Genomic DNA, 21,237 nt, shown 5'->3' with positions numbered 1-21,237 from the left:
GGTGCCCCTCGGCCCGCAGCCGCTCGGCCAGCGCGCACGCGAGGGTGGTCTTGCCCGCACTGGGCAGGCCGGTCAGCCACACGGTGGCGCCGCGCCGGGCGGGCGCCGGCGCGGTCACGGGCGGTCCTCGGCGGCGGTCTCGGCGGCGGTCTCGGCGGCGATCGCCGCGAGCAGGGCCGGGGCGTCCTCGGTGCGGCAGACCAGCAGGTCGGGCAGGTAGGGGTCGGCCTGGTTGTAGCGCATCGGGGAGCCGTCCAGGCGGGAGACGTGGTACCCGGCGGCCAGCGCGACGGCGGCCGGGGCGGCGGAGTCCCACTCGTACTGGCCGCCGGCGTGGACGTAGGCGCGGGCCTCGCCGAGCAGGACGGCGGCGCTCTTGGCGCCGGCCGAGCCCATGCCGACCAGGTCGGAGCCGACCCGGGCGGCGACCCGGGCGAGGAAGGCCGGGGGCCGGGTGCGGCTGCCGAGCAGGTCGCGGGCGGTGGGGTCGGCCGCCGGGTGCGGGCGGGCGGTGGAGAGGGTGGTGCCGCGGGCGGGCAGGGCGACCGCTCCGGCGGCCAGCCGGCCGTCGACCCAGAGCGCGACGTGCACCGCCCAGTCGGCGCGGCCGGCCTCGGCGTACTCGCGGGTGCCGTCCAGCGGGTCGACGATCCACACCCGGTGGGCGTCGAGCCGGGCCGGGTCGGCGACGCCCTCCTCGGAGAGGACGGCGTCCTGCGGGCGGTGCCGGGCGAGTTCGGCGGTCAGGAAGGCGTGCGAGCGGGCGTCGCCGAGGTCCTTGAGGCTGCCGGGGTCGGCCAGGGCGGTCTCGGTGCGCAGGCCCAGCAGCAGTTCGCCGGCCTGTTCGGCGAGCCGGTGGGCGAGTGCGTGGTCCTCGGGGCCGGCGGCCGTCCCGTCGTACGCCTCGGCGGCGGGGTGGTGGACGTGCACGGTGGTGCGGGCGAACAGCCGTCGGATCCACGCCTCCGCCGCGTCGGGGTCGGGGTGGGCGACCGTGCCGGACAGCGGGAGGTTCTCGGGGCGGTAGGAGGGGGCGCTGGGGCAGCGGGTGCCGGGGGGCGCCAGGCGGTGGCCGGTCAGCACCGGGTCGTCCAGCAGGCCGTCGGCGACCCGCACGGTGACGGGGGCGGAGCCGTGGACGTGGCCGGGGTAGAGGAAGAAGCCGTGGTGGAGGTCGGCGCGGGCCGGGCCGATGAAGCGTTCGGCGAGGGCGCCGTCGACGTCCGAGGCCATGTCGAGGGTGTGCAGGTAGGCGCCGGTGCGCAGTTCGGTGGCGCGGACGATGTAGCCGCCGCCGCAGCGGGCCGCGGCCTCCAGGAAGACCGGGCCGTCGGCGGTCTCGATCGCCTCCAGGTGGAAGGTGAGCGTCTCGCCGCCCAGGGCACGGACGCAGCGCACCGCCCAGTCGGCGAGGGCGGGGTCGTCGCGCTGGACGGTGCCGACCGGTTCGCCGCGCTCGAAGCCGAGCGGCGTGCCGATGTAGCGGGAGGGCTGGACGATCACGGGTTCGCCCCGGAAGAGGAAGCCGTCGACGTGCCAGATCGGGCCGTCGACGTACTCCTCCAGTTCGAGCCGGGCGGCGGCCCGCGGGTCGTCCTGGGCGCGGAGGTGGGCGGCGGCGTCGGCGTAGGAGTCGAAGACCCGGACGCCCTGGCTGCCGGAACCGTCCCGGGGCTTGAGCACGGTGCGGCCCGGCCAGGGGGCGGTGTCGGGGAGGGCGTCGGCGGGCAGGTGGCGGGGCACCCGCAGGCCGGCTGCGGCGACGGCGCTCTTCATCGCCAGCTTGTCGCGGAAGTTCCGTGCGGTGTACGGGAGTTGGCCCGGGATGCCGAACTCGGCGCGCAGCTCGGCCGCCGGGGTGATCAGCTTCTCGTGCCGGGCCAGGACGCGCTGGTGCGGGGTGGCGGCGAGCAGCGGGCGGAGCTGTTCGGCGACGTCCCGGGCCGGGTCCCAGGGGAACTTCTCGCAGCGGATGCGGTCCGGGATGTTGTCGAGGTACGCGGGCGCGCCCGCGTAGGTGACGTCGTGCGCCTCGTGGTCGATGGCCCGCTCGTAGCCGAGCCGGTCAAACAGGTTCTGGTGAAGGACCAGGATCCGCACCGGGGTTCTCCTTGAGTGTGAGGTGGATGACGGCCCAGGCCGCCAGGGCGCACAGGCCCATGGCCGCGAACAGCAGCGACCGGTCGGCCCAGGCCAGCACCAGGCCGCCCGCCGCCGGGCCGACGCCGAGGCCGAGGTTGCGCAGGGTGGACGCCCCGAAGTAGGTGCCGCGCAGGCCGGGCGGCGCCAGCTCGTCGACCACCACGCTGACCGTCGGCACCACCAGCACCTCGGCCATGCTGACCAGGACCACCAGGGCGACCAGGCCGGCCTTGCTGAACTCGACGAAGCAGAAGGCCAGGCAGACCGCGGCGAACAGCCCGTTGCCCAGCTGGATGGTCCGCCGGGGGCTGAGCCGCTTGGCGATCGCGGTGGCGGGCGGCTGGAGGGCGATCACCGCGACCGCGTTCACCGTCAGCAGCACCGAGAAGAACCGCACGCCGTCGGCGAAGCCCCGGCTGACCACCGCGGACAGGTTCGACTCGATCTGGCAGTAGGCCAGCGCGAACAGCACCATCGACAGGGTCAGCCCGCGGAACGTCCGGTCCGCGCCGAGCACCCGGAGCGCGCCGCCCAGGCTGCGGCGCTCGGACGGCGCGGTGGCCGCCCCGAGCTCGGTGCCCCGGGTCAGCCACCAGAAGGCCAGCGAGAAGGCCAGGTAGCAGCTGCCGGAGACGACGAACGCGGCCCGGGCGGAGGCGATCCCGAGGAAGGCGCCGACCGGCGGGCCGATCGCCACCGCGCAGTTGGTCAGCACGTAGCGGTGCCGGAACACCGTCGGCCGGCGCTCGGCGGGCAGGCTGTCGGCCATCATCACCTGGGTGACCGGCCAGAAGAACGCCGACATCATCCCGTAGCCGGTGTTCAGCAGCGCGAACAGCACCGGGAAGGCCACCGTCGCGCGCAGGAAGGTCGCGGTCAGGAAGAACAGCAGGAAGACCGCGGAGCTGCCGAACAGCCCCACCAGCAGCACCCGCCGCTTGCCGACCCGGTCGGCGAGCACGCCGCTGACGAAGCCCGCGCCGAGCGAGCCGATCTGGCTGAGCCCGACGATCGCGCCGATCACGTACGGCGGGGCGTCGACGGTGCGGCTCAGGTAGATCGTCATGAACGGGATGCACAGGAAGGAGACCAGCTTCAGGACGAACGTGCTGGCCATCGTGACCGAGACCAGCGGGGTCCGGTACACGGCGAAGTCTCCGCCGCCGCCTCTCACAGGAACGTTCATGGCTTTCCTCGTCGCGGAACCGGAGAACGCCGGGGCGGGCCGGTCGGTGACCGGCCCGCCCCGGCGTTCCAGGAGGGCTTGCGTGTGCTGTTGTCGCGGCTACCGGGCCGTCAGGAGGCGGGGTTCCGGTAGAACGGGGCGTCGTCCGGCCCGGTGTACTCGGGCTGGAACCAGGTCGCCGGGCGGAGCGCGCCGGGCACCTGGTCGGCGACGCCCAGGACGGAGGCGAACAGCGCCATCCGCATCGGGATGCCCGCGTCGGTCTGCCGGAAGATCGCCAGCCGGTGGTCCCGGTTCAGGTCGGTGGCCAGGTCGTTGGAGCCGGGGCGGCTGTCCCGGGGCAGCGGGTGCATGATCACCGCGTCCTCCCGGCAGGCCCGGGCGACCAGCGCCCTGTCGATCCGGAACTCGTCGCTGTACGGCAGCGGCTGGTCGGCGAAGCGCTCGGTCTGCAGGCGGGTGGCGTAGACCAGGTCGGCGTCCTTGAGGCCGCTCTCCGGGCGGTCGCTCAGCTCGATCCGGTGGCCGCGGCCCTCGGCGAGCTCCAGCAGTTCGGCGGGCATGCCGAGCGGGCCGGGGGCCACGCAGACGATGGTCAGGTCCCGGTACAGCGAGACCAGCTTGATCAGCGAGTGCACCGTGCGGCCGTGCCGCAGGTCGCCGACCAGGGCGATCCGGCGGCCGTCCATGGAGCGGCCGGTGCGGGAGAACTCCCGGTGCAGGGTGTACATGTCCAGCAGGGCCTGGGTCGGGTGCTCGCCCGCCCCGTTGCCGCCGTTGACCACCGGGACGTTGGTGGCCGCCGCGAACTCGTGGACGGCGCTCTCCTCGGGGTGGCGCATCACGATCAGGTCGCTGTAGCCGCTGACCACCCGGCTGGTGTCGGCCAGCGACTCGCCCTTGGAGATCGACATGATCTCCGCGCCGGTGCTGGAGATCACCGAGCCGCCCAGCCGGGAGAACGCGGACTCGCAGCTGAGCCTGGTCCGGGTGCTGGCCTCGAAGAACAGGCTCGCCATCACCGCGCCCTCCAGCACCCGCACCACCTGGCGGCCCCGGGCCACCGGGGCCAGCAGGTCCGCCAGGGCGAAGAGGCGCTCCAGTTCGTCCCGGTCGAAGAGGTCGCTGGAGAGGACGTGCCTGCCGATGAGAGACATGACGGAAACCGACTTCCTGGTGGTGATCTGCTGCGCCGACAGTGTAGGGCCGGCGGTGTCCGGACACCGGACGACCGCCCGGGCGCCGGGCGGCGCGGGCGGTCGTCCGGGCGCGGTCAGCCCGCGTGCAGGGCGACCAGCTGGACGGACGAGACGTTGCGCTGCTCGACCTCCTTGAGCGAGGCCACCGCGGTGTCCAGCGACCGGGCCGCCGCGTCGGTGCCGGCCCCGCCCATCAGCGCGTCCAGCTCGCCCTGGAGCTCGGCGCAGACCGCGTCCAGGTCGGCCTGCTCCTCGGTGCGGGGGGTGTCGTCGGGATTGCTCATGTGCTCGCTTCCTTCGGGACGGGAGGGCTCCGGGCGGAGACCTCAGTGAACGGTGACGCTCCACAGCTCGCGGTTGTTCGACCGGACCTCGCCGTCGGCCTCGTACTCGCCGACGATCCGGAGCCGGCCGTGCGCGAAGCGGTGGTTGTCGAGCAGCAGCAGGTCACCGCGCTCCAGCGGGAAGCAGGCGAAGAACGCCTCGTCCGCGCTCGCCTCCATCAGGTACGCCAGCGACTCGCGGTACTCCTCGAACTCCGGGATCCGCCCGCCCGTCGCCTCGACCTTGGCGAGCAGGTCCTGCTTGAGCCGCACGCCCACGTCGTACGGGCCGCGGGCGTCCGGCAGCGGGTAGAGCAGCGGCAGGTCGCTGAGCTCCTCGCGGACGTTGTTCGCCTCGAAGGTGAGCGGGGTGCCCGAGAGCCGGGCGAAGTGCCGCTCGAAGACCTCGCCGTCCCGTTCGGCGAGCCGGGTGAACAACTCGTTCCAGCACAGCACCACGGACTCGCCGCGCTCCCCCGCCGGAGCCTCCCGCCAGCCCGGCTCGACCATCAGCATCGCGAAGTGCGAGGGCCGCGGCGAGCGCCAGGACCGGGCCGAGTGCGGCCGCAGGCCGCCCGCCACGTAGTGCACCGACTGGGCGCCGGTGACCTTCTTCTTGTACTTGACCCGGTTGATCTGCGGGTGCGGGTCGGTCTTCTCCAGCGCGCTCAGCGACGAGTAGTTCATCAGCGGCTCGCCGAAGCGGCCGAGGAAGTCCAGGTAGCGGTCCGGGTCCAGCGGGAAGCCGCGGACCAGGCAGATCCGGTTCTTCTCCATCGTCTCGCGGGCCTCGGCCGCGACCTGCTCGACGGACTTCCCGGCGCCCTCGACGCGCTCGTCCTGGATCTGCCGGGCCAGTGGGCTCTGCGGGTGCATCGTCCTTGCCTTCCTTGACGTGGGTGGTGGGGTCGCGCGGGCCCGGGGCCCGCGGCGGGACGGCCGGACGGCTCCTAGGCGGCGGTGGCGACCGCGGCGCGGCGCTGGAAGTCCCGGGCCTCGGCGAGCCGGCCGGAGCGGGCCAGCAGGGTGGCGTGGGTGAGCAGGGTCAGCCGGTCGGCCTCCGGGCGGTCGGCCGCCGGGGCCAGCAGGGCCAGCGCCTCCCCGGTGCGGCCCCGGCCGGCCAGGAAGCCGGCGAACTCGGCCCGGAGCTCGGCCTGCGCGGCGTTGGCCGCCAGGCTCTGCCGGTAGAGCACCTCGGCCAGCTCCGGGTCGCCGAGCCGGTCGGCGGTCAGCCGGGCCAGCTTGCCCAGGGTGTGCGGGTGGTGGGGGCGCAGGGCGAGCGCCCGCAGCATCAGCCGGCGGCCCTCGGCGACGTCGTCCCGGTGCTGGACCAGGTGCAGGGCGTAGTTGCACAGCGTGCGGGGGTGGTCCGGGTCCAGCCGCAGGGCGGCCCGGTAGCGTTCGCCCGCGTAGTCGGGGTCCTGCTTCTTGTGCTCGGCGAACAGCGCGAAGTTGCTGTTCACCCGGGCGTACCGGGTGTCGGCGGGGACGGGCCGGCCGGCCTCGCGCTTCTTGTCGTCCGGCGCCCAGTGGATCTTCTCGGTCCACAGCGCCAGCAGCCGCAGGTCGTTGGCCTCCTGCGGGTAGCGCCGCTGCGCCTCGGCCAGCCCGATCGGGTCCGGCCGGTCGGCGAGGTAGCCGAAGCGGCGCATGGTCTCCCACTCGGAGAGGGTGATCAGCTCCTTGAGCTCCTCCGGGTAGTCGGGGCGGATCGTCGTCGCGTTGATCCGGCTGCCGCCCGCCAGCACCGAGCGGTCGAAGCGCTCGCCGGCCAGGTCGAGGAAGCGGGCGAAGTCCTCCTGGAGGTTCTCCTGCCGGCCGACGAAGTCGACCTCGGCGCCCGGCTCGCCCACGTAGGAGGCGTAGATGTTGCCCAGGGCGCCCGGCAGGGTGGTCACCGCGCGGCGCACGAAGGTCTCGAAGTCGTCGCTCTCGCAGTGCTCGTCCAGCGGGTACTGCGGGCGCCAGCCCTTCTCCATCCGGTAGGACCAGTAGGAGCGGTACCACTCCAGCGGGTCGCGCACGAAGGCGCCGACGAAGGAGTACGCGGAGCGGTCGAAGTCGGCCAGCAGGTCGTGCTCGCGCATGCCCGGGTCGCCGACGTCCTCGAAGGCGAGGCCGAGTTCCCGGATCTTGCGGCGGATCCAGGTGCTGCCCGTCTTGGGCGTCAGCAGCAACAGCGCGTTACTGCCGAGGAGGTGAATGGCCATGGTCTGCTTCCTCGTTCTGCGGGTCGGCCGCCTTCCGGCGCGCGGCCCGGGGGGAGTCGAACAACTTCACCGTGCTGCCCGGGGCCGGGCCCGGCTCCGGGGCGCCGGGGGCGGGGGCGGGCCGCAGCCAGCGGTCCAGGAACCCGGCGGTCAGCCCGTCCAGGGCGGCCCGGTTGGCGGCGGTCACCACCTCGTGGCCCTCGTCGGGGAAGAGCGCCAGGGTCGCGTCCCGGTCGGCCCGGGCCAGTGCCATGAACATCCGGGTCGCCATTTCGGCCGGCACCCGGCTGTCGTTGGCGCCGTGCACCAGCAGCACCGGGCAGCGCACCCCGGCGGCCCGGTTCACCGGCGAGCGCTCGGCCAGGGCGGCCCGCTGCTCCGGCCGGGACGGGTCGCCGATCCGGCGCCGCAGCATCGGGGCGGCGCTGCGCCAGAACGCCGGCGGCTCGGCGACGAAGCCCACCAGGTCGGTCAGCGGCGAGCTGGCCACCGCGCAGCGCAGCGGACGGTCGGTGGTGGCGGCCAGTTGCAGCACCGCGTAGCCGCCGTAGCTGCCGCCGACCAGGGCGATCCGGTCCGGGTCGGCCAGCCCCTCGGCGACGGCCCAGTCCAGGGTGTCCTCCAGGTCGTCCTGCATCGCGGCGCCCCACTGCCCGTCGGCGGCGGCGACCCAGCCGGAGCCGAAGCCGGTGGAGCCGCGGAAGTTCGGCTCGATGACGGTGCAGCCGCGGGCGGCCAGCCAGGCCCGCCGCTCGGTGTAGCGCCAGCGGCTGCGCCGCCACGGGCCGCCGTGCACCAGCAGCACCGCCGGGCCCGGGCCGTCCGGCGGGCGCGGCCCGGTGGGGCGGGTGACGTAGCCGACGGCGCGCCGGCCGTCGCGCAGCGGCACCTCGACCGGGCGGCACTCCACCGGCAGCGGCGCCCGCCCCGGCCGGGCCTCGCACAGCGGCCGGGTGCCGCCGCCGTCCGGGTCGTGCACCAGGTAGTGGACGTCCCGCTCCGGGCGGTGCGAGGCGACCAGCCAGGCGCCCGGGCGGCGTTCCAGCACCTCCGGCTCGGTGCCCAGCGCGGTCCGCAGCCGCTGCACCGCGTCCGCCCACCGGCCGTCCAGCGGGACGCAGGCGAGCCGCTCGCGCTCGACGTGGACCAGCTCCGGCCGGCCGTCCGGGCCGGTCAGCACCCCGGCGTAGTCGCCGCCGGCGACCCGGTGCAGGGTGCGCGGCGCGCCCGCGGGCGCGCCGGGGCGGCAGTCGAGTTCGGCCAGCCGGACGCCGTCCGGGCCGTCCGGCAGCACCAGGTGCAGCCGGGCCGGGTCGGCGGCGAACCCGAGCACCCGGGCGGTCAGCGCGTCCTCGTGCGGCACGTGCAGGTAGCGGGCCCCGGGGACCGGCCGGCCGCCGTCCCCGGTGCCGAGGTGGCGCAGTTCGCGCGCGCCGTCCGGGAGCACGGTCTCGGCGAGCCGGGGCCGCAGCTCCCGGTCGAAGTAGACGGCGGCGTGCGCGGAGCCGGTCAGCACCGGGGTGCCCGCCCCGGTGCGCAGGCAGATCCGCAGGTAGTCGCGGTGGCCGGGCGCGGCGGCGTCGACCGCGACCACCACCTGGTCGGGGTGCCGCTCGGAGAGCCCGGCGATCCGCATCCGGGCGGCGCCGTCGCCCAGCCGCTGCCACTGCCCGGACTCGACCCGGACCAGGTGCAGCGCCCAGTTCTCGGCGCCGGCCGCGTCCGCCTCGGCCTCGGCCAGGCCGACGCCCGGCAGGTGCGTCCAGGTGAAGGCCCGGCAGCGGGCCGCGCCGACCCGGCCGCGGTGCACCTCCCGGCCCCGCGCCAGGTCGTGCAGCACCAGCCGGACCGCCGCGCTGCCGCTGGACAGCCAGGCGGCGAACCGGCCGTCCGCGCTGATCGAGGGGACGCCGTTGAGCTCGCCGCCCGGCTCGCTCACGGGGCGGTCCGGGCCGCCGCGTGGGCCCGCTCGACGCAGGCCGCCACCGCCGCGATCTCGGTCTCCCGGGGCACGCTGATCCGCACCCCGGCCGGCCAGTCGGCGGGGTAGCCCTGGAGGTCGTGCAGCAGCCGGGTGAGGTAGCCCGCCGCCTTGAGCTCCGCGACGACCGACTCGGCGCGGGGGGTCTCCAGGCAGACGTAGTTGGCGTCCGAGGGCCACACCCGCACGCCCTCGACCGCGGCCAGCGCGGCCGCCAGGGTCTCCCGGGCGGCCCGCGCCCGGCGGATGCTCTCCTCCACCGCCGCGGGCTCGGCCAGCAGCCGCAGCACGGTCTGCTGGGCGACGCCGGAGACGCTGTTGGGCATCAGCCAGAACGGGAAGTCCGGGCGGGCGAAGCCCTGCGAGACCGCGAAGCCGATCCGCAGGTTGGCCATCCCCCAGGCCTTGGAGAAGGTCCGCACCACCACCAGGTGGGGGAACTCCGCCACCAGGCCGAGCGCGGTGGCGGGGGCGAAGTCCGCGTAGACCTCGTCCAGCACCACCAGGCCGCGGGCGCGCTCCAGCAGGGCCCGGACGTCCGCCGGGTCGAACTGGTAGCCCAGCGGGTTGCGCGGCGAGCAGAGCACGATCACCGCCTCGGGCCGGTCCAGGAACGGTTCGAGGGCGGGCAGCAGCTCGGCGGGCTCGCGCACCGGCACCGCGCGGTAGTTCCAGCCCTGCTGGCGCGAGACGGTCGCGGTGAGGTGGAAGTTCGGGGTGACGTCGACCACCAGGCCGCGGTAGGCGCTGCGCAGCAGCGTGTCGATGAGCTGGGTGGCCCCGGCGCCGACCCGGACGAACGGGGCGGGGACGCCGAACCGGGCGGCGACGGCGGCGGCGACGTTCTCGCTCCAGACGTCGCCCTTGTTGGTGAGGTCGATCGGGTCGGCGGCCAGCCGCAGCAGCTCGGACTGCTCCCGCGGGTCGAGGAACTGGTTGCCGGTCCAGGTCAGGTTCAGGGTCATCAGGGGGTTCCCCGCCTAGGTGTGTTGGGTGGCGCCGGTCGGTTCGGGCCGGAGCTGGAAGCGGCGCTTCTTCCCGCCCGGCGGGGTGATCCGCTCGCACTGCTCCAGCTCGGGGTCCTCGCCGGGCAGCAGGCGGGCCAGCGCCTCGCGCAGCAGGCCGGCCACCACCGCCGGGTCGGCGGGCTCCCCCGCCCCGGCGGGCCCGGTCGGCTCGGCGGTCCAGCGCAGCAGCGTCCGCCGCCCGCCGCCGAGCTCGAAGCGGAAGTCGGCCAGCCCGGGGACGGAGCCGACCGCGCGGGTCACCTCGTCGGCGGGCAGCTCGCCGGTGCGGAAGGGCACCGTCCCCGGCTCCCGGCCGCGCAGCCGCAGCAGGCGCTGCGTGCCGTCGGCGGCGGTCTCCAGTTCGGCGAAGTCGCCGGTGCGGTAGCGGACGAAGACGGTGCTGCGGTTGACCAGGTTGGTGAGCACCAGCTCGCCGGCCCCGGAGGGCGCGAGCCGGCCCGCCGCGTCGAGGACCTCCAGCCGGACGTTCTCGCCCAGCACCCGGTAGACCCGCTCGTCGGGCGCGGTGGCGGCGATCAGGCCGCCCTCGGTGGAGGCCAGCGCGTCCACCAGGGGCGCGCCGAAGTAGCCGGTGAGCCGGGCCCGGTCGTCGGGGTGCAGCGGCTCCCCGCTGGTCAGCAGCAGCCGGGGCCGCCAGGGCGCCCGCGCCATGCCCTGCCGGAGCAGTTCGGTGCGCAGGTCCAGCAGGTAGGTCGGCTTGCCGTACAGGACCGGGGCCGGGAACCGGGCCAGGACGGCCGGGACGGACGCCCCCGCGTCGGGCAGTTGCAGGCGCAGGTAGAGCCCGTCGTTCAGGGCCGGGAGCGGGCGGACGAAAGTGGGCCGTCCGGGTTTGTTGCTGACGAACAGGACCGCGGGCGCGCCGCGAGAGAAGAGCTCCCCGGGCAGTCCGGCGATTTCCCGGATCTGGGCGAAGAAGCGGTGGTTCACCGCGTACCAGGCGGATTCGTCCAGGGCCACTTCCAGCGGCTGCCCGGTGGTGCCGCTGGAGGATATCCGGTGCTCCGGTTCGCCGGCCCCCTCCGGGCGGAACCGCCCGCCCTCCGCCTGGTGCTCGGCCCGGCCCACCAGGGGGAAGTCGGCGTCCGCGCCGAGTTCTCGGTAGAAGGGGACGCACCGGCGGGCGTACGCGAGGAATTCGGAATGCACGCTTGCCATGAAACCTGCTTCGTCCGGAAATTCAGACACTTCTTCCGTCGGCAGGAGTGTGACACTTTGCATCTCGCGGTGTCAACCATCGGAAAAGCATTCCCGGGGAACGCCGAAATGGCCCCGGAGAGCACCGGGGGTGTGCTCGCCAAGGCCCTTCCGGTATGGAATTTTTTATCGGTCCTCAGCGGGCGGCCAGCGCCGCCAGCTCGTCGACGTCGTACTCGGCCCGCGAGAAGTCGCCGTAGCGGGTCAGCTTTCCGCGGCTGGCCCATTTGCGGACGGTCGCCTCGGAGACCCCGGCGGCCTGGGCCGCCAGCCGGGTCGGCAGGGTGCGCGGGCGGGCCGCGGCCGGGGCGCCGGGGCCGCCGTGGGCGCCGGGGGCGGTCAGGGTGCGGCGCAGGGCCAGCCACTCGCCGACCTGCCAGTCGTGCCCGGCCGCGCAGCGGACCGCGCCGCCGGGCCGGGGCCCGGCCGTCGACGCCTCCACCGGGCTCCCGCAGCCGGGCCGCGGGCAGCGGCCCAGCAGGACCGCGTCCGCGCCGCGCCGGCGCAGCACCCCGCGCGCCGCCGCCGCGGCCGCGCCGAACTCGTCGGCGGCCTCGTCGGCGGCCGGCAGGGCGAGCAGCGCGTCGAGGTGGCGCAGCAGGAACGCGGCCAGCGGGCCGGCCTCCCGGGCGGGCGCCGGGGCGGCGGGCAGCCGGTCGGCGACCGCCCCGGCCCAGCAGGCCAGCGTCCCGGTGATGCCGGTGCGGGCGGCGCTGGCCTCCTCGTCGAAGCCCGGGCCGCCGCCCCGGCGACCACCGCTGACCCGTTCGCGCAGCGGCATCGCGGCCGGCTGGCGCAGCGACTCCAGTTCGCGGTGCAGCCGCTCCAGCTCCACCAGGGCCGCCGCGATCCGGTCGCGGAGCCGGGGCGACGGGCTGGTGCCGCCGCCCGCCGGGGTGTCGTCCACGGCTCGGTTCATGGGTGCTCCTCTGGGCGCGGGGCCCGGTGGCGGGCCGGCGGTGGGGCGGCGGGCGTCCGGTCCGGTCAGTCCCAGCCCCAGCTGCCGGCGGCGACCGTCGCCGTCCCGGCGGGCGCCGCGGCCTCGGCGGCGGCCGTCCCGGTCCCGGCGGCGGTCGGGAGCTCCGCCGTCGCGACCCCCAGCACGGCGGCGGCCGCCGCGGCGAGGACGAGCGAGGTCAGGAAGCGCACAGACATGGGGGATCCTTTTCGCGGGGACGTCGAATTCACTGGGGACCGGCCTTCCCGGAGGAGAATTGCGGCATTCCCGCCGCCCCCTGATTCCAAGAATTCACCTGACCGCCACGAATCAAAGGTGACACATCTTCCGGGCGTCGCTCCAGGTCTGCCCGGTGGCCTCATGCTGCCCAGGCAACAAGGTGCCATTCACCACGCCAGGCGCACCGTTCCGTCGCACAGACCGGCAAGTCCCATACCGCCGGAAACGACCAAATCGGAACGTACGGCACCGCCCCGGAGCAGCTGCCGGACCACCGCGAGAACCCGCTCGCCCGCTATGCGCGCGCTCGGCCCGGTGAGGTAGATGACTCCCAAATGTCCGGAACCACTCGTTCTAGGCGCGTAGACATGTTGCACGAGACAGTCCGAGGGGTGGGCGGACATTTCCCGCGCGACGTCATTGATGTCCCAGGAACCCGCGACGGGATCGGCCGCGGCTCCGGCTGCGGGGCCGACCGCGCGGTCGGCCGCGCGGCCCGGAACGGAGTCCGGAACGCGGTCCGGACCGGCATCGGGGCTCGGAACGCCGAACCGGATATGTATCGCATACACGGCTGTCCATGGTGGCACGGCGCCGCCCGGGAAACGGACCCGCGAAAGGCCGCTAACTGCCATGGCAGCACACGGCCACCGGCCGGTCAGATCCAGCCGGCCCGGCCCGCCAGCACCCCGGCCTCGAAGCGGCTGCGGGCGCCGAGCCGGCCGGTGAGGTCCGCCATCATCCGCCGCACCGTGCGCAGCGAGACGCCGAGCTGACGGGCCGCCACCTGGTCGGTGCTGCCCGCCTCCAGCAGCCGCAGCAGCTCCAGCTCCTGCGCCGTCGGCCCGTCCTGCTTGCCGGGCCGCACCCCCTCCAGCGGCTGGCCCTGCTGCCAGGACACCTCGAAGAGGTGCACCAGCGCGGCCAGCACCCCGGGCGCGCGCACCATGACGGCGCCGACCTTGGTGTTCTTCGGGTCGGCCGGGAGCAGCGCCGTCTCCCGGTCCACGATCAGCATCCGGATCGGCAGCGACGGGATGGTGCGGATCTCGCCGCCGAGGCCGGCCAGCCAGTGGGCGTACTCGGTGGTGGCCCGGTCGTTGCGGACGCTGTCCAGGTAGAGGGTGCGGATCCGGACACCGGCGGCCAGGGTCCGCTCGTCCAGCGGGCGGCTGGCGTCCAGCGCCTCCCGGCTCTGCGCGCCGCCCGGCATGAAGGACATCAGCTCCTGCCGCGCCTGCCCGGCCAGTTCGGCCAGCCGGGCCCGGACCGAGGCCACCTCGTCCAGCCGCTCCAGGCTGAGGTTGCCGCGCTGGCCCCAGTGGGCCGAGTAGACGGCGGCCAGCTCGGCGGCCTCGCTGCGGGCGTCGGCGAGCTGGGCCTGCTGGGCCCGGATCTCGCTCTCGCGCCGGTTCAGCAGCGCGGCCAGCCCGATCTCGGGGTTGAGCGCGACGGGGCCGGCGGAGTCCTCCGGCGCGTACAGCATGGAGAGTTCGGCCAGGCCGTCCAGGCAGGTGCGCACCTCGGTCTCGGCCATCGTGAGCTGGTGGGCGATCTCGGGGACCCCCCAGCCGGGGCGGGCGACCACCGTGCGGTAGACCTCCAGCAGGCGGTCGTTCAGCCCCAGCAGGGTGGAGAGCCGCCCCTGCTCCGCTCCGGGTTCTCCCCTGCCGTCGCCCAATGCACGCATCTCTCGCACCCTCTCCACGTACACGTCGCGGGCCGCCGCATGTCGAGGGATCTCCCCGCGTCCGCCGCCCGCAGCGATGGTAGTCGGCGGGGGGCATGTCCACACCAGGGGAGGGTGTCCGGAGAGCCGGACAACACCAGGTCAGAGGCCCTCTCCCGCGGCCGGGGCACCGTCCACCAGCTCGGCCGGCGGCCGTCCCGGGGCCCGCGCGGCGAGCGCGCGGGACAGCTGCCCCCACCCGGCGGGCGGCAGCAGCGCCGCCGCCTCGTCGGCCCCGCACAGCCGCCACTCGGCCAACTCCCCCGGGTCGAGCCGGATCCGGGCCAGCTCGGGCTCCGTCAGCGGGCCGCCGTCGAAGACCTGCACCGCCCGGGGCCGGTCGCCGGGGCGGTGCACCCAGTCCACGGCCAGCAGCCGGCCCGGGGCGCGGTCCAGGCCGAGCTCCTCCGCCACCTCCCGGACGGCCGCCGCCCGGGGCGTCTCCGCGCCCGCCTCCACGGTGCCGCCGGGCAGCCCCCAGTGCGGGCCGCCCGCCGCGGACCTCAGCCGCACCAGCAGCACCCGGCCGTCCGCGTCGGTGAACACCACCCGGACCTTGGCGACCGCCGCGGGCAGCTCGACCCGGCTCGGCTCCTCCGGGTGGAAGCACAGCTCGTTGCCCTCGGGATCGGTCACGGACACCCGCGGCCCACCCGCGCCGTCCACCGCCCGCACCCGCAGCACCGCGACGTCCGGCACCACCAGGTCGAGCCGGACCCGGCCGCCGCCCCCGCCCGGCCCGACCGGCCGGAAGCACAGCCCCGGCAGCCCCGGCGCCCCCGGCAGCACGACCCGCACCCGCCCCGCCTCCTCCTCGACCACCGCCCCGCCGAGCAGGTCGGCCCAGAACCCGGCCAGTTCGCGGGGGTTGCGGGCCGGTACCACGATCCGTGACAGCTGCATGCGGGGAGGGTAACGGGTGCCCGGGGGCGCTCCCCCGACGAGCCCGCCGCGCGGTCGGCACGGTTCGGCGCGGTTCGGCGCGGTCAGCATGGTTCGGCGCGGTCAGTGCAGCCAGGAGAGTTCGGCGGCGCGGGCACCGGCCTGGAACCGGCTGCGGGCCTCCAGGAGGTCCATCACCTCGGAGATCAGCCGCCTGACGGTGCGTTCGGAGATGCCGAGCTTGCGGGCCGCGACCACGTCGGTGTCGCCCTGGTGGAGGATCCGCAGCAGGGCGTAGTGCTGGCCCGACAGGCCGTTCCGGTCCCGGCTCCTGGTGTCGCCGAGCGGGGTGGCGCCCGACCAGACCAGGTCGAACAGGGCGCACATGGCGGCGATCGCGCCCTTGCCGTACAGCACGGTCGCGGTGTCGCTGCGCTCGGGATCGAGCGGGACGATGGCGGCCTCGCGGTCCACGACGATCATCCGCATCGGCAGCGAGGGCACGGTCCGCACCTGGCCGCCCCGCTCGCCCAGCCAGCGGGCGTAGTCGGTGGTGGGCTGGTGGTTGCGAACCGAGTCCAGGAAGATGGTGCGCAGTTCGACGCCGCGCAGCAGCAGTTCCTCGTCGAGCGGGCGGCTGGACCGGCGGGCGGACTCGCTCTGCCCGCCGCCGGGGATGAACGCCAGCACCTGGGAGCGGGTGCGCGCGCCGAGTTCGGCCAGCCGGTCGCGGATGGCGTCCACGCCGACCAGGTCCTCGGTCTGGGTGAAGCGCCGGCCGGAGGCCGACTCGGCGCGGACCACCTCGAAGGCGGCCTGGGCCCGTTCCACCTCCTGCCGGTGGGCGAGGAGTTCCGCCTCCCGGTGGGCGAGCAGGGCCTTGAGGCCGAGTTCCGGGATCACCGGGCGCATGGTGAGCGGGTCGTCCCAGGAGGAGCGGAGCAGCGAGAGCCGGGTGAGCTCCTGATAGGCGGAGCGGACCTCGCCCCTGGACAGGTCGAGTTCGGCGGAGAGGTCGGCCGCAGGTGCCTCGGGGTTGCGCAGCAGCGCCTGGTAGACCCGGCTCGCCGCCTCGCTCAGGCCGAACGACTTCAGCTCGGCCTGCATGTCAGGACGCGTCCGGTGTGCGACGTATTCGATCGAAGCCGTTCATCATGCGCACGGTATCCCCCACCTTCCGACCAACATGATCGCTTGCGGTGTAGGTCTAGACCACTGGTGCGCGTGGTGTCAAAGGTTTTCGCCGAAGTTCCCAGCGGATTGCTCAGCCCGCGAGATAGCGGTCCAGCCGGCCGATCGGATTCACCGGTTTCCAGGTCATGTAGGGGATTTCGTCGTTCCGCCGGGCTTCGTCCGGTTGGAGCGCCTTGACCGGATGGTGCAGGTGCACCATGAAATCGTCGTAGCTGTACAGCGCGGTCGCCGCCTGCAGCCGCAGCACCAGGTCCACGTCCTCGCCGCCCCAGCTCTCGTACCGCTCGTCCATCCCGCCGATCCGGTCGAACACCTCCCGGGTCAGCCACACGCAGCCGCCCACCGGTCGGCGCATCCAGAACCCGCGCAGCCCGGCCGGATCGAGCGCCGGCGCCCCGCCCGGGCCCCGGGCGTGCACCGCCCGCCGGCTGGACTCCTCGTCCAGGTACAGCATGTCGCGGTACGGCAGGAAGGCGCCCGTGCCCGGGGCGCGGAACCGCTCCAGGCTCCGGGCGACGAAGCCGCGGTCGGGCAGCAGGTCGGCGTCGAAGACGCAGACGGTCTCGGCCTCCACCGCGGAGTTGGCCACGCCGGCGTTCACCACCCAGGCCTTGTTGAAGGCGCCGGGGTGCGGCGCGAACAGGTACTCGTCGGCCGCCCCCTCGATCTCCGCCCGGCGGCGCGGCACCTCGTCCGCCTCGACCACCGTCACCGTGTACCCGCCCGGCACCGGGTCCTGGTCGCGCAGCGCGGCCAGGCAGGCCAGCAGGTTGCGCAGCCGGTGCCCGTCCACGCCGCGGTCCCGGAACGGCACCACCACCTGCGCGGCCCGGCCCGGGGCGGTGGTCCGGGCCGCAGCCCCGGTGCCGGGCCGGTCGGCCGGGGCGGGCCGGAGGTCCGGGCCGACGGCCGCGCCCAGGTGGTGGCCGATCCGGCCGCGCTGCGCCGTCCGCCAGGCCAACTCGGTCAGCGGCCGCATCCGCTCGGGGAACTTCTCGATCATCGGGACCAGCGCGGCCACCAGGGCGCGGTGGTGCTCGGGCCGCTCCGGTTCGGCCAGCAGCCGCCGGGCGGCCGGGACGAACGGCGCGGCGTCCTCGTCACCCGCGAGCCGGGCCAGTTCCTCGGTCAGCGGTTGCGTGCGGTACCAGTGGTACGGGTTGGCGGCCCGCGCGTGCGGGTCCGCATGGATCACCAGCGCGTCCGCGACGAGGCGGGCCGCGACCGGCGGGTCGGTGGCGCGAAGCCAGGACATGGTGGTCTCCGAATTCCTCACGGGCAATGGGTCGGTGGTACGGGCCGGCCGCCCCGGTGGGACGGCCCGGCGGTCCCCGGTCCGCCGCACGGCGGCTCCTCCGCGGGCAGGTCGCGCAGTTCCTCGGGCGGCCAGCGCTCCACCCCGTGGTGTGCGCGCAGCCGGGCCCCGACGCCGACCGCCCGCCAGAGCACGTCGGTGAGCTCGTCGGTCCAGGCGTCCGGCCAGTCCCGGGCCGGCACCGGGCCGGCCGCGTCCAGGACGGCACCGCACAGGCAGGGGCGCAGCTCCAGCGCCGAGGTCTCGGCGGGCGCGCGGCCCAGGACGGTGCCCAGCGCCAGCCCGTAGCGGACCACCTCGGTGAGCGGCAGGACCCGCTCGCGCTCGGCGGGCGGCGGCCGGTCGGTGATCGCCACGAACGCCGCGGCCGGGGCCGCACCCGGCCAGTTCCGGCCGGACCGGGCCATGTACCGGCTCCAGGACGCCCGCCGCCAGGTGCTGGCGGCAGGGTCCCACAGCGAGATCCGGGCCCGTCCGGCGTGCAGGCGCGGCAGCACCTCGGGCAGCGGGCTGACCCGGTCGGCGAGCGGGCCGCCGAACGGCCGCTCGGACGGCCCGGCGCACACCTCGGCCGAGGGCCGGGGCGGGGCGCCGGGCGCGGCCCGGAGGGTGGCCAGGCCGCCGGCGTGGACCAGCGTGTCCAGCCGGTGCCGCCGGGCGAACTCCGGCAGCAGGCCGTCGGGGGAGCCGCCCGCGGCCAGCGCCGCGTCCGCGAAGCCGGAGAACGCGAGCGCCAGGTCGGACGGCAGCAGGACGGCGGTCGGCGGCAGGCAGTCCTGCGGCACTGCGGCGGCCCAGCCGCAGCCGCGCAGCGCCGCCAGCCGGGCCGCACCCGCGTTCCACGAGTCGGGCTCCACGTGCAGCGCGAGGGCGGAGCGCGGGTGTCCGGCCACCGCCCGGGCGAGTTCGGCGGTGAACGCGGGTGCCAGCTCGGCGGTGTCCCGGACCACCAGGTGGTGCGTCGAACCGGTCGTGGCCGCGGCCCGCCAGGCCCGGACGGGGACGCTCGCCGGGTCGCCGCGGACCACCCGGACCGGACCGAGTCCGCGCAGCCGGGCGGTCAGCGCTGCCACCGCCTCCGGGCGGGCCGTCCCGCCCGCCACCGCCACGCTGACGACGGGCGTCACGGCGCGGTGCGGGCCGGGGTCGCACCGACCGGGACGGGGTCGGCCAGTTCCCGGGTCCGTTCGGCCAGCACGGCCAACTGCCGCCCGCTCAGGTCGTCGAACGGCAGGTGGAGGACCAGCCGTTCGAGACCGTCCCGGACGTACCGCTCCAGCAGCGGGCCGAGCAGCCGGGCGCCGACCTCGACCACCGTGATCCGGCCCAGGTCGCGCACCCCGACCGGCCGGTCCCGGTCCGCGGTGCTGACCGCGAGGCTGAGCTGCATGGTGCGGGGCAGTGCGGCGGCCCCGGCGGAGGGCGGGCCGCCCGCGTCGGACAGCCGCTCCGGCGCCAGGCCGGGCACCATCAGGCCGTCCAGGTACGGCCCGAGCGCGGACAGCACGCCCGGGTCGCCGCTGGCCAGCAGCAGCGGCGGGGCCTGGAAGCCGGGGGGCTTCTCGAACCGCACGGTGTCGGGCAGGCCGCGGCCGTCCCGGCGCAGCACGTCGTCCAGGGTGCGCACGGTCTCCAGCAGGTTCTGCCGCCGGGTCTGCGGGTCCAGTCCGTACAGCGCGTTGACGTTGGCCCGGGAGCCCGCGCCGATCCCCAGGACCAGCCGGTTGCCGGAAAGCTGCTGGAGCATCACCACCGAGCGGGCCATGCTCAGCGGGTGCCGGTAGCCGGCGCACAGGATCGCGGTGCCGAACTCCTCGAAGGGCAGTCCGGTGCCCATCGCGTGGGCCAGGTCGGCGACCGGGTCGCCGGCCACCGCGCGGTCCGCGCCGTCGTTCTCGGTCAGCGTGACGTCGCGGGTCCACACCCCGGTGAAGCCGAGCTCCGCCGCCTCGTACAGGTGGCGCCGACCGTGCTGCCAGGGGTCGTCGTACAGCGGGAGCAGGATGCCGGTCCTCACCGCGACCACCCGCCCGACCCGACCGACCCGGTGGGTACCGCGGACACCCGCAGGTCGGGTCCGACCCGCTCGGCGGACCGGAACTCCCAGCGCAGCGCCCCGGCGATGCTCCCGATACCGAGGTCGCCGAGCGGAGCGGGCCCGGCGCCGAGCAGCGCGGGCGCCAAGTGGCCCACCGCCTCGTCCACGCACCCGGCGGCCAGGAACCGGGCCGCGGTGCGCGGACCGCCCTCGACCAGTACCGAGCGGACGCCCAGGCCGAGCAGGGCGGACAGCAGTGCCCGCGGGTCGACCTGCCCGGCGGAGGACCCGACGGGCAGCAGGTCCGCACCGGGCGGTGCGGCGGCGGTCGCGAACCGCTCCGGCACGGCCAGCACGGTCCGCGCCGACCCGTCGAACACCCGCGCCGTCGCGGGCAGCCGGGCCGGGTCGGAGGCCACCACCACCCGCACCGGGGCGGGGCCGGCCACCCCGTGCCGCACCCCCAGGTGCGGGTCATCGGCGCGGACCGTGCCCGCCCCGACCAGCACCGCGTCGTGCCGGGCCCGCAGCAGGTGGGCCTCGGAGCGAGCCGCCCCGGAGGTGATCCAGCGCGAGCTGCCGTCCGCGGCGGCGATCCGGCCGTCCAGGGTCGCCCCGAACTTCCAGGTCACCCAAGGCCGGAGCCGGGTGGCGCCGGTCAGCCAGTAGCGGTTCGCCCACGCCGCCTCAGCGGCCAGCAGCCCGCCCTCGACGGCGACCCCGGCGGCGGCCAGCGCCGCCGCTCCGCCCGCGGCCGACGGCGTCGGGTCGGCCACCGCATACACCACCCTGGCCACCCCGGCAGCCCGCAGCGCCTCGGCGCACGGGCCCGTGCGGCCGGTGTGGGCGCACGGTTCGAGGGTCACCACGGCGGTGCCGCCGCGGGCCCGGGGGCCGGCCGCGGCCAGGGCCACCACCTCGGCGTGGGGCTCGCCGTCGCGCAGGTGCGACCCCTCGCCGGCCACCCTCAGCCGCTCGTCCAGGACGACGCAGCCCACCGTGGGATTGGTGCCGGTCCGTCCCAGCCGCTCGGCGGCGAGCTCCACGGCCCGCCGCATGGCGCTCTGCTCGGCCCGCTCGCGCACGGCCTACACCCCCGCCGGGGCGCGGAACGCCGCGCCCAGCCGCAACAGTTCACCTGCGACCAGGATGCACCGGTCGGCCAGTTCGGCATCCGGTCCGGTCGGCGCACCGCCGACCGAGTGGAAGTCGTCGGGACAGCCGGCGACCTGGGTGGGCACCACCCAGGCGCCCATCGCCCGTGCCACCGTGCGCAGTTGGTCGCACACCACGTTGCCGGTGCGCGGCCCGCTGCCGTGCGCGGCGACTGCGACCGGCTTGTCGGCGAACGCGTCGCCCGGCAGCCGGTCCAGCACCGCCTTGAGCAGTGCCGAGTAGCCGCCGTGGTAGACCGGAGAGACCAGCACCACCGCCTCCGCCCGGGCGATGCGCTCGCGCAGCCCCGCCTGGTCGGCCGCTGCGGGGTCCCCGGCGGGCACCGTCTCGGTGTCCGCCCCGGCCGACTCCAGCGCGTCGGCGATCGCCCGGGAGAGCGCCGCCGTGTAGGAGTCCACACGCTCGCTGCCCATCAGTATCAGTGTTCCCATGCCGTCCTCCTGGTCGTCCTGGTCGTCCT

The 21,237-nt window shown here is 75.7% G+C and carries 20 protein-coding genes; all 20 read right to left on the bottom strand.

Annotated elements, in window-relative coordinates; genetic code table 11:
- On the bottom strand, nt 1-82 hold an 82-nt coding region (locus tag ACIP60_RS15820), incomplete at its 3' end, for an adenylyl-sulfate kinase (RefSeq protein WP_400684212.1).
- Nucleotides 83-114: 32 nt separating this feature from the next.
- On the bottom strand, nt 115-2,100 hold the full coding sequence (locus ACIP60_RS15815) for an inositol monophosphatase family protein (RefSeq protein WP_400684123.1): 1,986 nt from the start codon (nt 2,098-2,100) through the stop codon (nt 115-117).
- Entirely contained in the window at nt 2,066-3,328 is a 1,263-nt protein-coding gene (locus ACIP60_RS15810) for an MFS transporter (protein WP_400684121.1), read from the bottom strand. Before ACIP60_RS15810 ends, ACIP60_RS15815 begins: the two co-directional genes overlap by 35 nt.
- Before the next feature lie 110 nt (nt 3,329-3,438).
- Complete coding sequence (gene pyrB, locus ACIP60_RS15805) at nt 3,439-4,485, bottom strand: aspartate carbamoyltransferase (protein WP_400684119.1); 1,047 nt, start codon at nt 4,483-4,485, stop codon at nt 3,439-3,441.
- A 116-nt stretch (nt 4,486-4,601) separates the two neighbouring features.
- On the bottom strand, nt 4,602-4,811 hold the full coding sequence (locus ACIP60_RS15800) for a hypothetical protein (RefSeq protein ID WP_111553886.1): 210 nt from the start codon (nt 4,809-4,811) through the stop codon (nt 4,602-4,604).
- A gap of 42 nt (nt 4,812-4,853) precedes the next feature.
- Complete coding sequence (locus tag ACIP60_RS15795) at nt 4,854-5,726, bottom strand: TauD/TfdA family dioxygenase (RefSeq protein WP_400684116.1); 873 nt, start codon at nt 5,724-5,726, stop codon at nt 4,854-4,856.
- Nucleotides 5,727-5,800: 74 nt separating this feature from the next.
- The gene (locus tag ACIP60_RS15790; RefSeq protein WP_400684114.1) at nt 5,801-7,060 is read right to left on the bottom strand and encodes a hypothetical protein; all 1,260 of its coding nucleotides are present in this window, start codon (nt 7,058-7,060) and stop codon (nt 5,801-5,803) included.
- On the bottom strand, nt 7,035-8,999 hold the full coding sequence (locus ACIP60_RS15785) for an alpha/beta hydrolase family protein (protein WP_400684111.1): 1,965 nt from the start codon (nt 8,997-8,999) through the stop codon (nt 7,035-7,037). The genes ACIP60_RS15790 and ACIP60_RS15785 overlap by 26 nt, the downstream gene beginning before the upstream one ends.
- Nucleotides 8,996-10,006, bottom strand: coding sequence for a pyridoxal phosphate-dependent aminotransferase (locus ACIP60_RS15780; protein ID WP_400684108.1), 1,011 nt, complete (start codon nt 10,004-10,006; stop codon nt 8,996-8,998). The genes ACIP60_RS15785 and ACIP60_RS15780 overlap by 4 nt, the downstream gene beginning before the upstream one ends.
- A gap of 15 nt (nt 10,007-10,021) precedes the next feature.
- Complete coding sequence (locus tag ACIP60_RS15775; RefSeq protein ID WP_400684106.1) at nt 10,022-11,218, bottom strand: hypothetical protein; 1,197 nt, start codon at nt 11,216-11,218, stop codon at nt 10,022-10,024.
- A gap of 184 nt (nt 11,219-11,402) precedes the next feature.
- The gene (locus tag ACIP60_RS15770) at nt 11,403-12,185 is read right to left on the bottom strand and encodes a hypothetical protein (RefSeq protein WP_400684103.1); all 783 of its coding nucleotides are present in this window, start codon (nt 12,183-12,185) and stop codon (nt 11,403-11,405) included.
- 65 nt (nt 12,186-12,250) lie between these two features.
- Nucleotides 12,251-12,421 carry a hypothetical protein gene (locus ACIP60_RS15765; RefSeq protein ID WP_400684100.1) on the bottom strand — a complete coding sequence of 57 codons (171 nt, stop codon included), beginning with the start codon at nt 12,419-12,421 and terminating at the stop codon, nt 12,251-12,253.
- Nucleotides 12,422-13,101: 680 nt separating this feature from the next.
- On the bottom strand, nt 13,102-14,133 hold the full coding sequence (locus ACIP60_RS15760) for a LuxR C-terminal-related transcriptional regulator (protein ID WP_400684097.1): 1,032 nt from the start codon (nt 14,131-14,133) through the stop codon (nt 13,102-13,104).
- A 141-nt stretch (nt 14,134-14,274) separates the two neighbouring features.
- Complete coding sequence (locus ACIP60_RS15755; protein WP_400684094.1) at nt 14,275-15,075, bottom strand: NUDIX domain-containing protein; 801 nt, start codon at nt 15,073-15,075, stop codon at nt 14,275-14,277.
- A 102-nt stretch (nt 15,076-15,177) separates the two neighbouring features.
- Nucleotides 15,178-16,161 (bottom strand): helix-turn-helix domain-containing protein, encoded by a 984-nt coding sequence (locus ACIP60_RS15750; RefSeq protein WP_400684091.1) that lies wholly within the window; start codon nt 16,159-16,161, stop codon nt 15,178-15,180.
- Between the two features lie 157 nt (nt 16,162-16,318).
- The gene (locus tag ACIP60_RS15745) at nt 16,319-17,503 is read right to left on the bottom strand and encodes a glycosyltransferase family 2 protein (RefSeq protein WP_400684088.1); all 1,185 of its coding nucleotides are present in this window, start codon (nt 17,501-17,503) and stop codon (nt 16,319-16,321) included.
- Between the two features lie 17 nt (nt 17,504-17,520).
- Entirely contained in the window at nt 17,521-18,690 is a 1,170-nt protein-coding gene (locus tag ACIP60_RS15740) for a hypothetical protein (RefSeq protein WP_400684086.1), read from the bottom strand.
- Nucleotides 18,687-19,580, bottom strand: a complete 894-nt coding sequence (locus ACIP60_RS15735) for an LLM class flavin-dependent oxidoreductase (protein WP_400684084.1) — start codon at nt 19,578-19,580, stop codon at nt 18,687-18,689. Before ACIP60_RS15735 ends, ACIP60_RS15740 begins: the two co-directional genes overlap by 4 nt.
- Nucleotides 19,577-20,686: a bifunctional diaminohydroxyphosphoribosylaminopyrimidine deaminase/5-amino-6-(5-phosphoribosylamino)uracil reductase RibD gene (gene ribD, locus ACIP60_RS15730; RefSeq protein ID WP_400684081.1), complete on the bottom strand. Its 1,110-nt coding sequence runs from the start codon at nt 20,684-20,686 to the stop codon at nt 19,577-19,579. Before ribD ends, ACIP60_RS15735 begins: the two co-directional genes overlap by 4 nt.
- A gap of 3 nt (nt 20,687-20,689) precedes the next feature.
- The gene (locus tag ACIP60_RS15725) at nt 20,690-21,208 is read right to left on the bottom strand and encodes an NADPH-dependent FMN reductase (protein ID WP_400684078.1); all 519 of its coding nucleotides are present in this window, start codon (nt 21,206-21,208) and stop codon (nt 20,690-20,692) included.
- Between the last annotated feature and the right edge of the window lie 29 nt (nt 21,209-21,237).

The sequence above is a fragment of the Kitasatospora sp. NPDC088783 genome, assembly GCF_044750705.1.
In the GTDB taxonomy this organism is placed as follows: Bacteria; Actinomycetota; Actinomycetes; order Streptomycetales; family Streptomycetaceae; genus Kitasatospora; species Kitasatospora fiedleri.
Note: the sequence above shows the minus strand (reverse complement) of the source record. Positions and strands in the feature narration are given on the sequence as shown.

Excerpts from the sequence above, each read along its gene's own strand:
- ACIP60_RS15770 (WP_400684103.1), bottom strand. The coding sequence starts at position 12,185 with ATGAACCGAGCCGTGGACGACACCCCGGCGGGCGGCGGCACCAGCCCG.
- ACIP60_RS15790 (WP_400684114.1), bottom strand. The coding sequence starts at position 7,060 with ATGGCCATTCACCTCCTCGGCAGTAACGCGCTGTTGCTGCTGACGCCC.
- ACIP60_RS15755 (WP_400684094.1), bottom strand. The coding sequence starts at position 15,075 with ATGCAGCTGTCACGGATCGTGGTACCGGCCCGCAACCCCCGCGAACTG.
- ACIP60_RS15795 (WP_400684116.1), bottom strand. The coding sequence starts at position 5,726 with ATGCACCCGCAGAGCCCACTGGCCCGGCAGATCCAGGACGAGCGCGTC.
- ACIP60_RS15725 (WP_400684078.1), bottom strand. The coding sequence starts at position 21,208 with ATGGGAACACTGATACTGATGGGCAGCGAGCGTGTGGACTCCTACACG.
- ACIP60_RS15745 (WP_400684088.1), bottom strand. The coding sequence starts at position 17,503 with ATGTCCTGGCTTCGCGCCACCGACCCGCCGGTCGCGGCCCGCCTCGTC.
- ACIP60_RS15780 (WP_400684108.1), bottom strand. The coding sequence starts at position 10,006 with ATGACCCTGAACCTGACCTGGACCGGCAACCAGTTCCTCGACCCGCGG.
- ACIP60_RS15765 (WP_400684100.1), bottom strand. The coding sequence starts at position 12,421 with ATGTCTGTGCGCTTCCTGACCTCGCTCGTCCTCGCCGCGGCGGCCGCC.
- pyrB (WP_400684119.1), bottom strand. The coding sequence starts at position 4,485 with ATGTCTCTCATCGGCAGGCACGTCCTCTCCAGCGACCTCTTCGACCGG.
- ACIP60_RS15810 (WP_400684121.1), bottom strand. The coding sequence starts at position 3,328 with ATGAACGTTCCTGTGAGAGGCGGCGGCGGAGACTTCGCCGTGTACCGG.
- ACIP60_RS15800 (WP_111553886.1), bottom strand. The coding sequence starts at position 4,811 with ATGAGCAATCCCGACGACACCCCCCGCACCGAGGAGCAGGCCGACCTG.
- ACIP60_RS15750 (WP_400684091.1), bottom strand. The coding sequence starts at position 16,161 with ATGCAGGCCGAGCTGAAGTCGTTCGGCCTGAGCGAGGCGGCGAGCCGG.
- ACIP60_RS15760 (WP_400684097.1), bottom strand. The coding sequence starts at position 14,133 with ATGCGTGCATTGGGCGACGGCAGGGGAGAACCCGGAGCGGAGCAGGGG.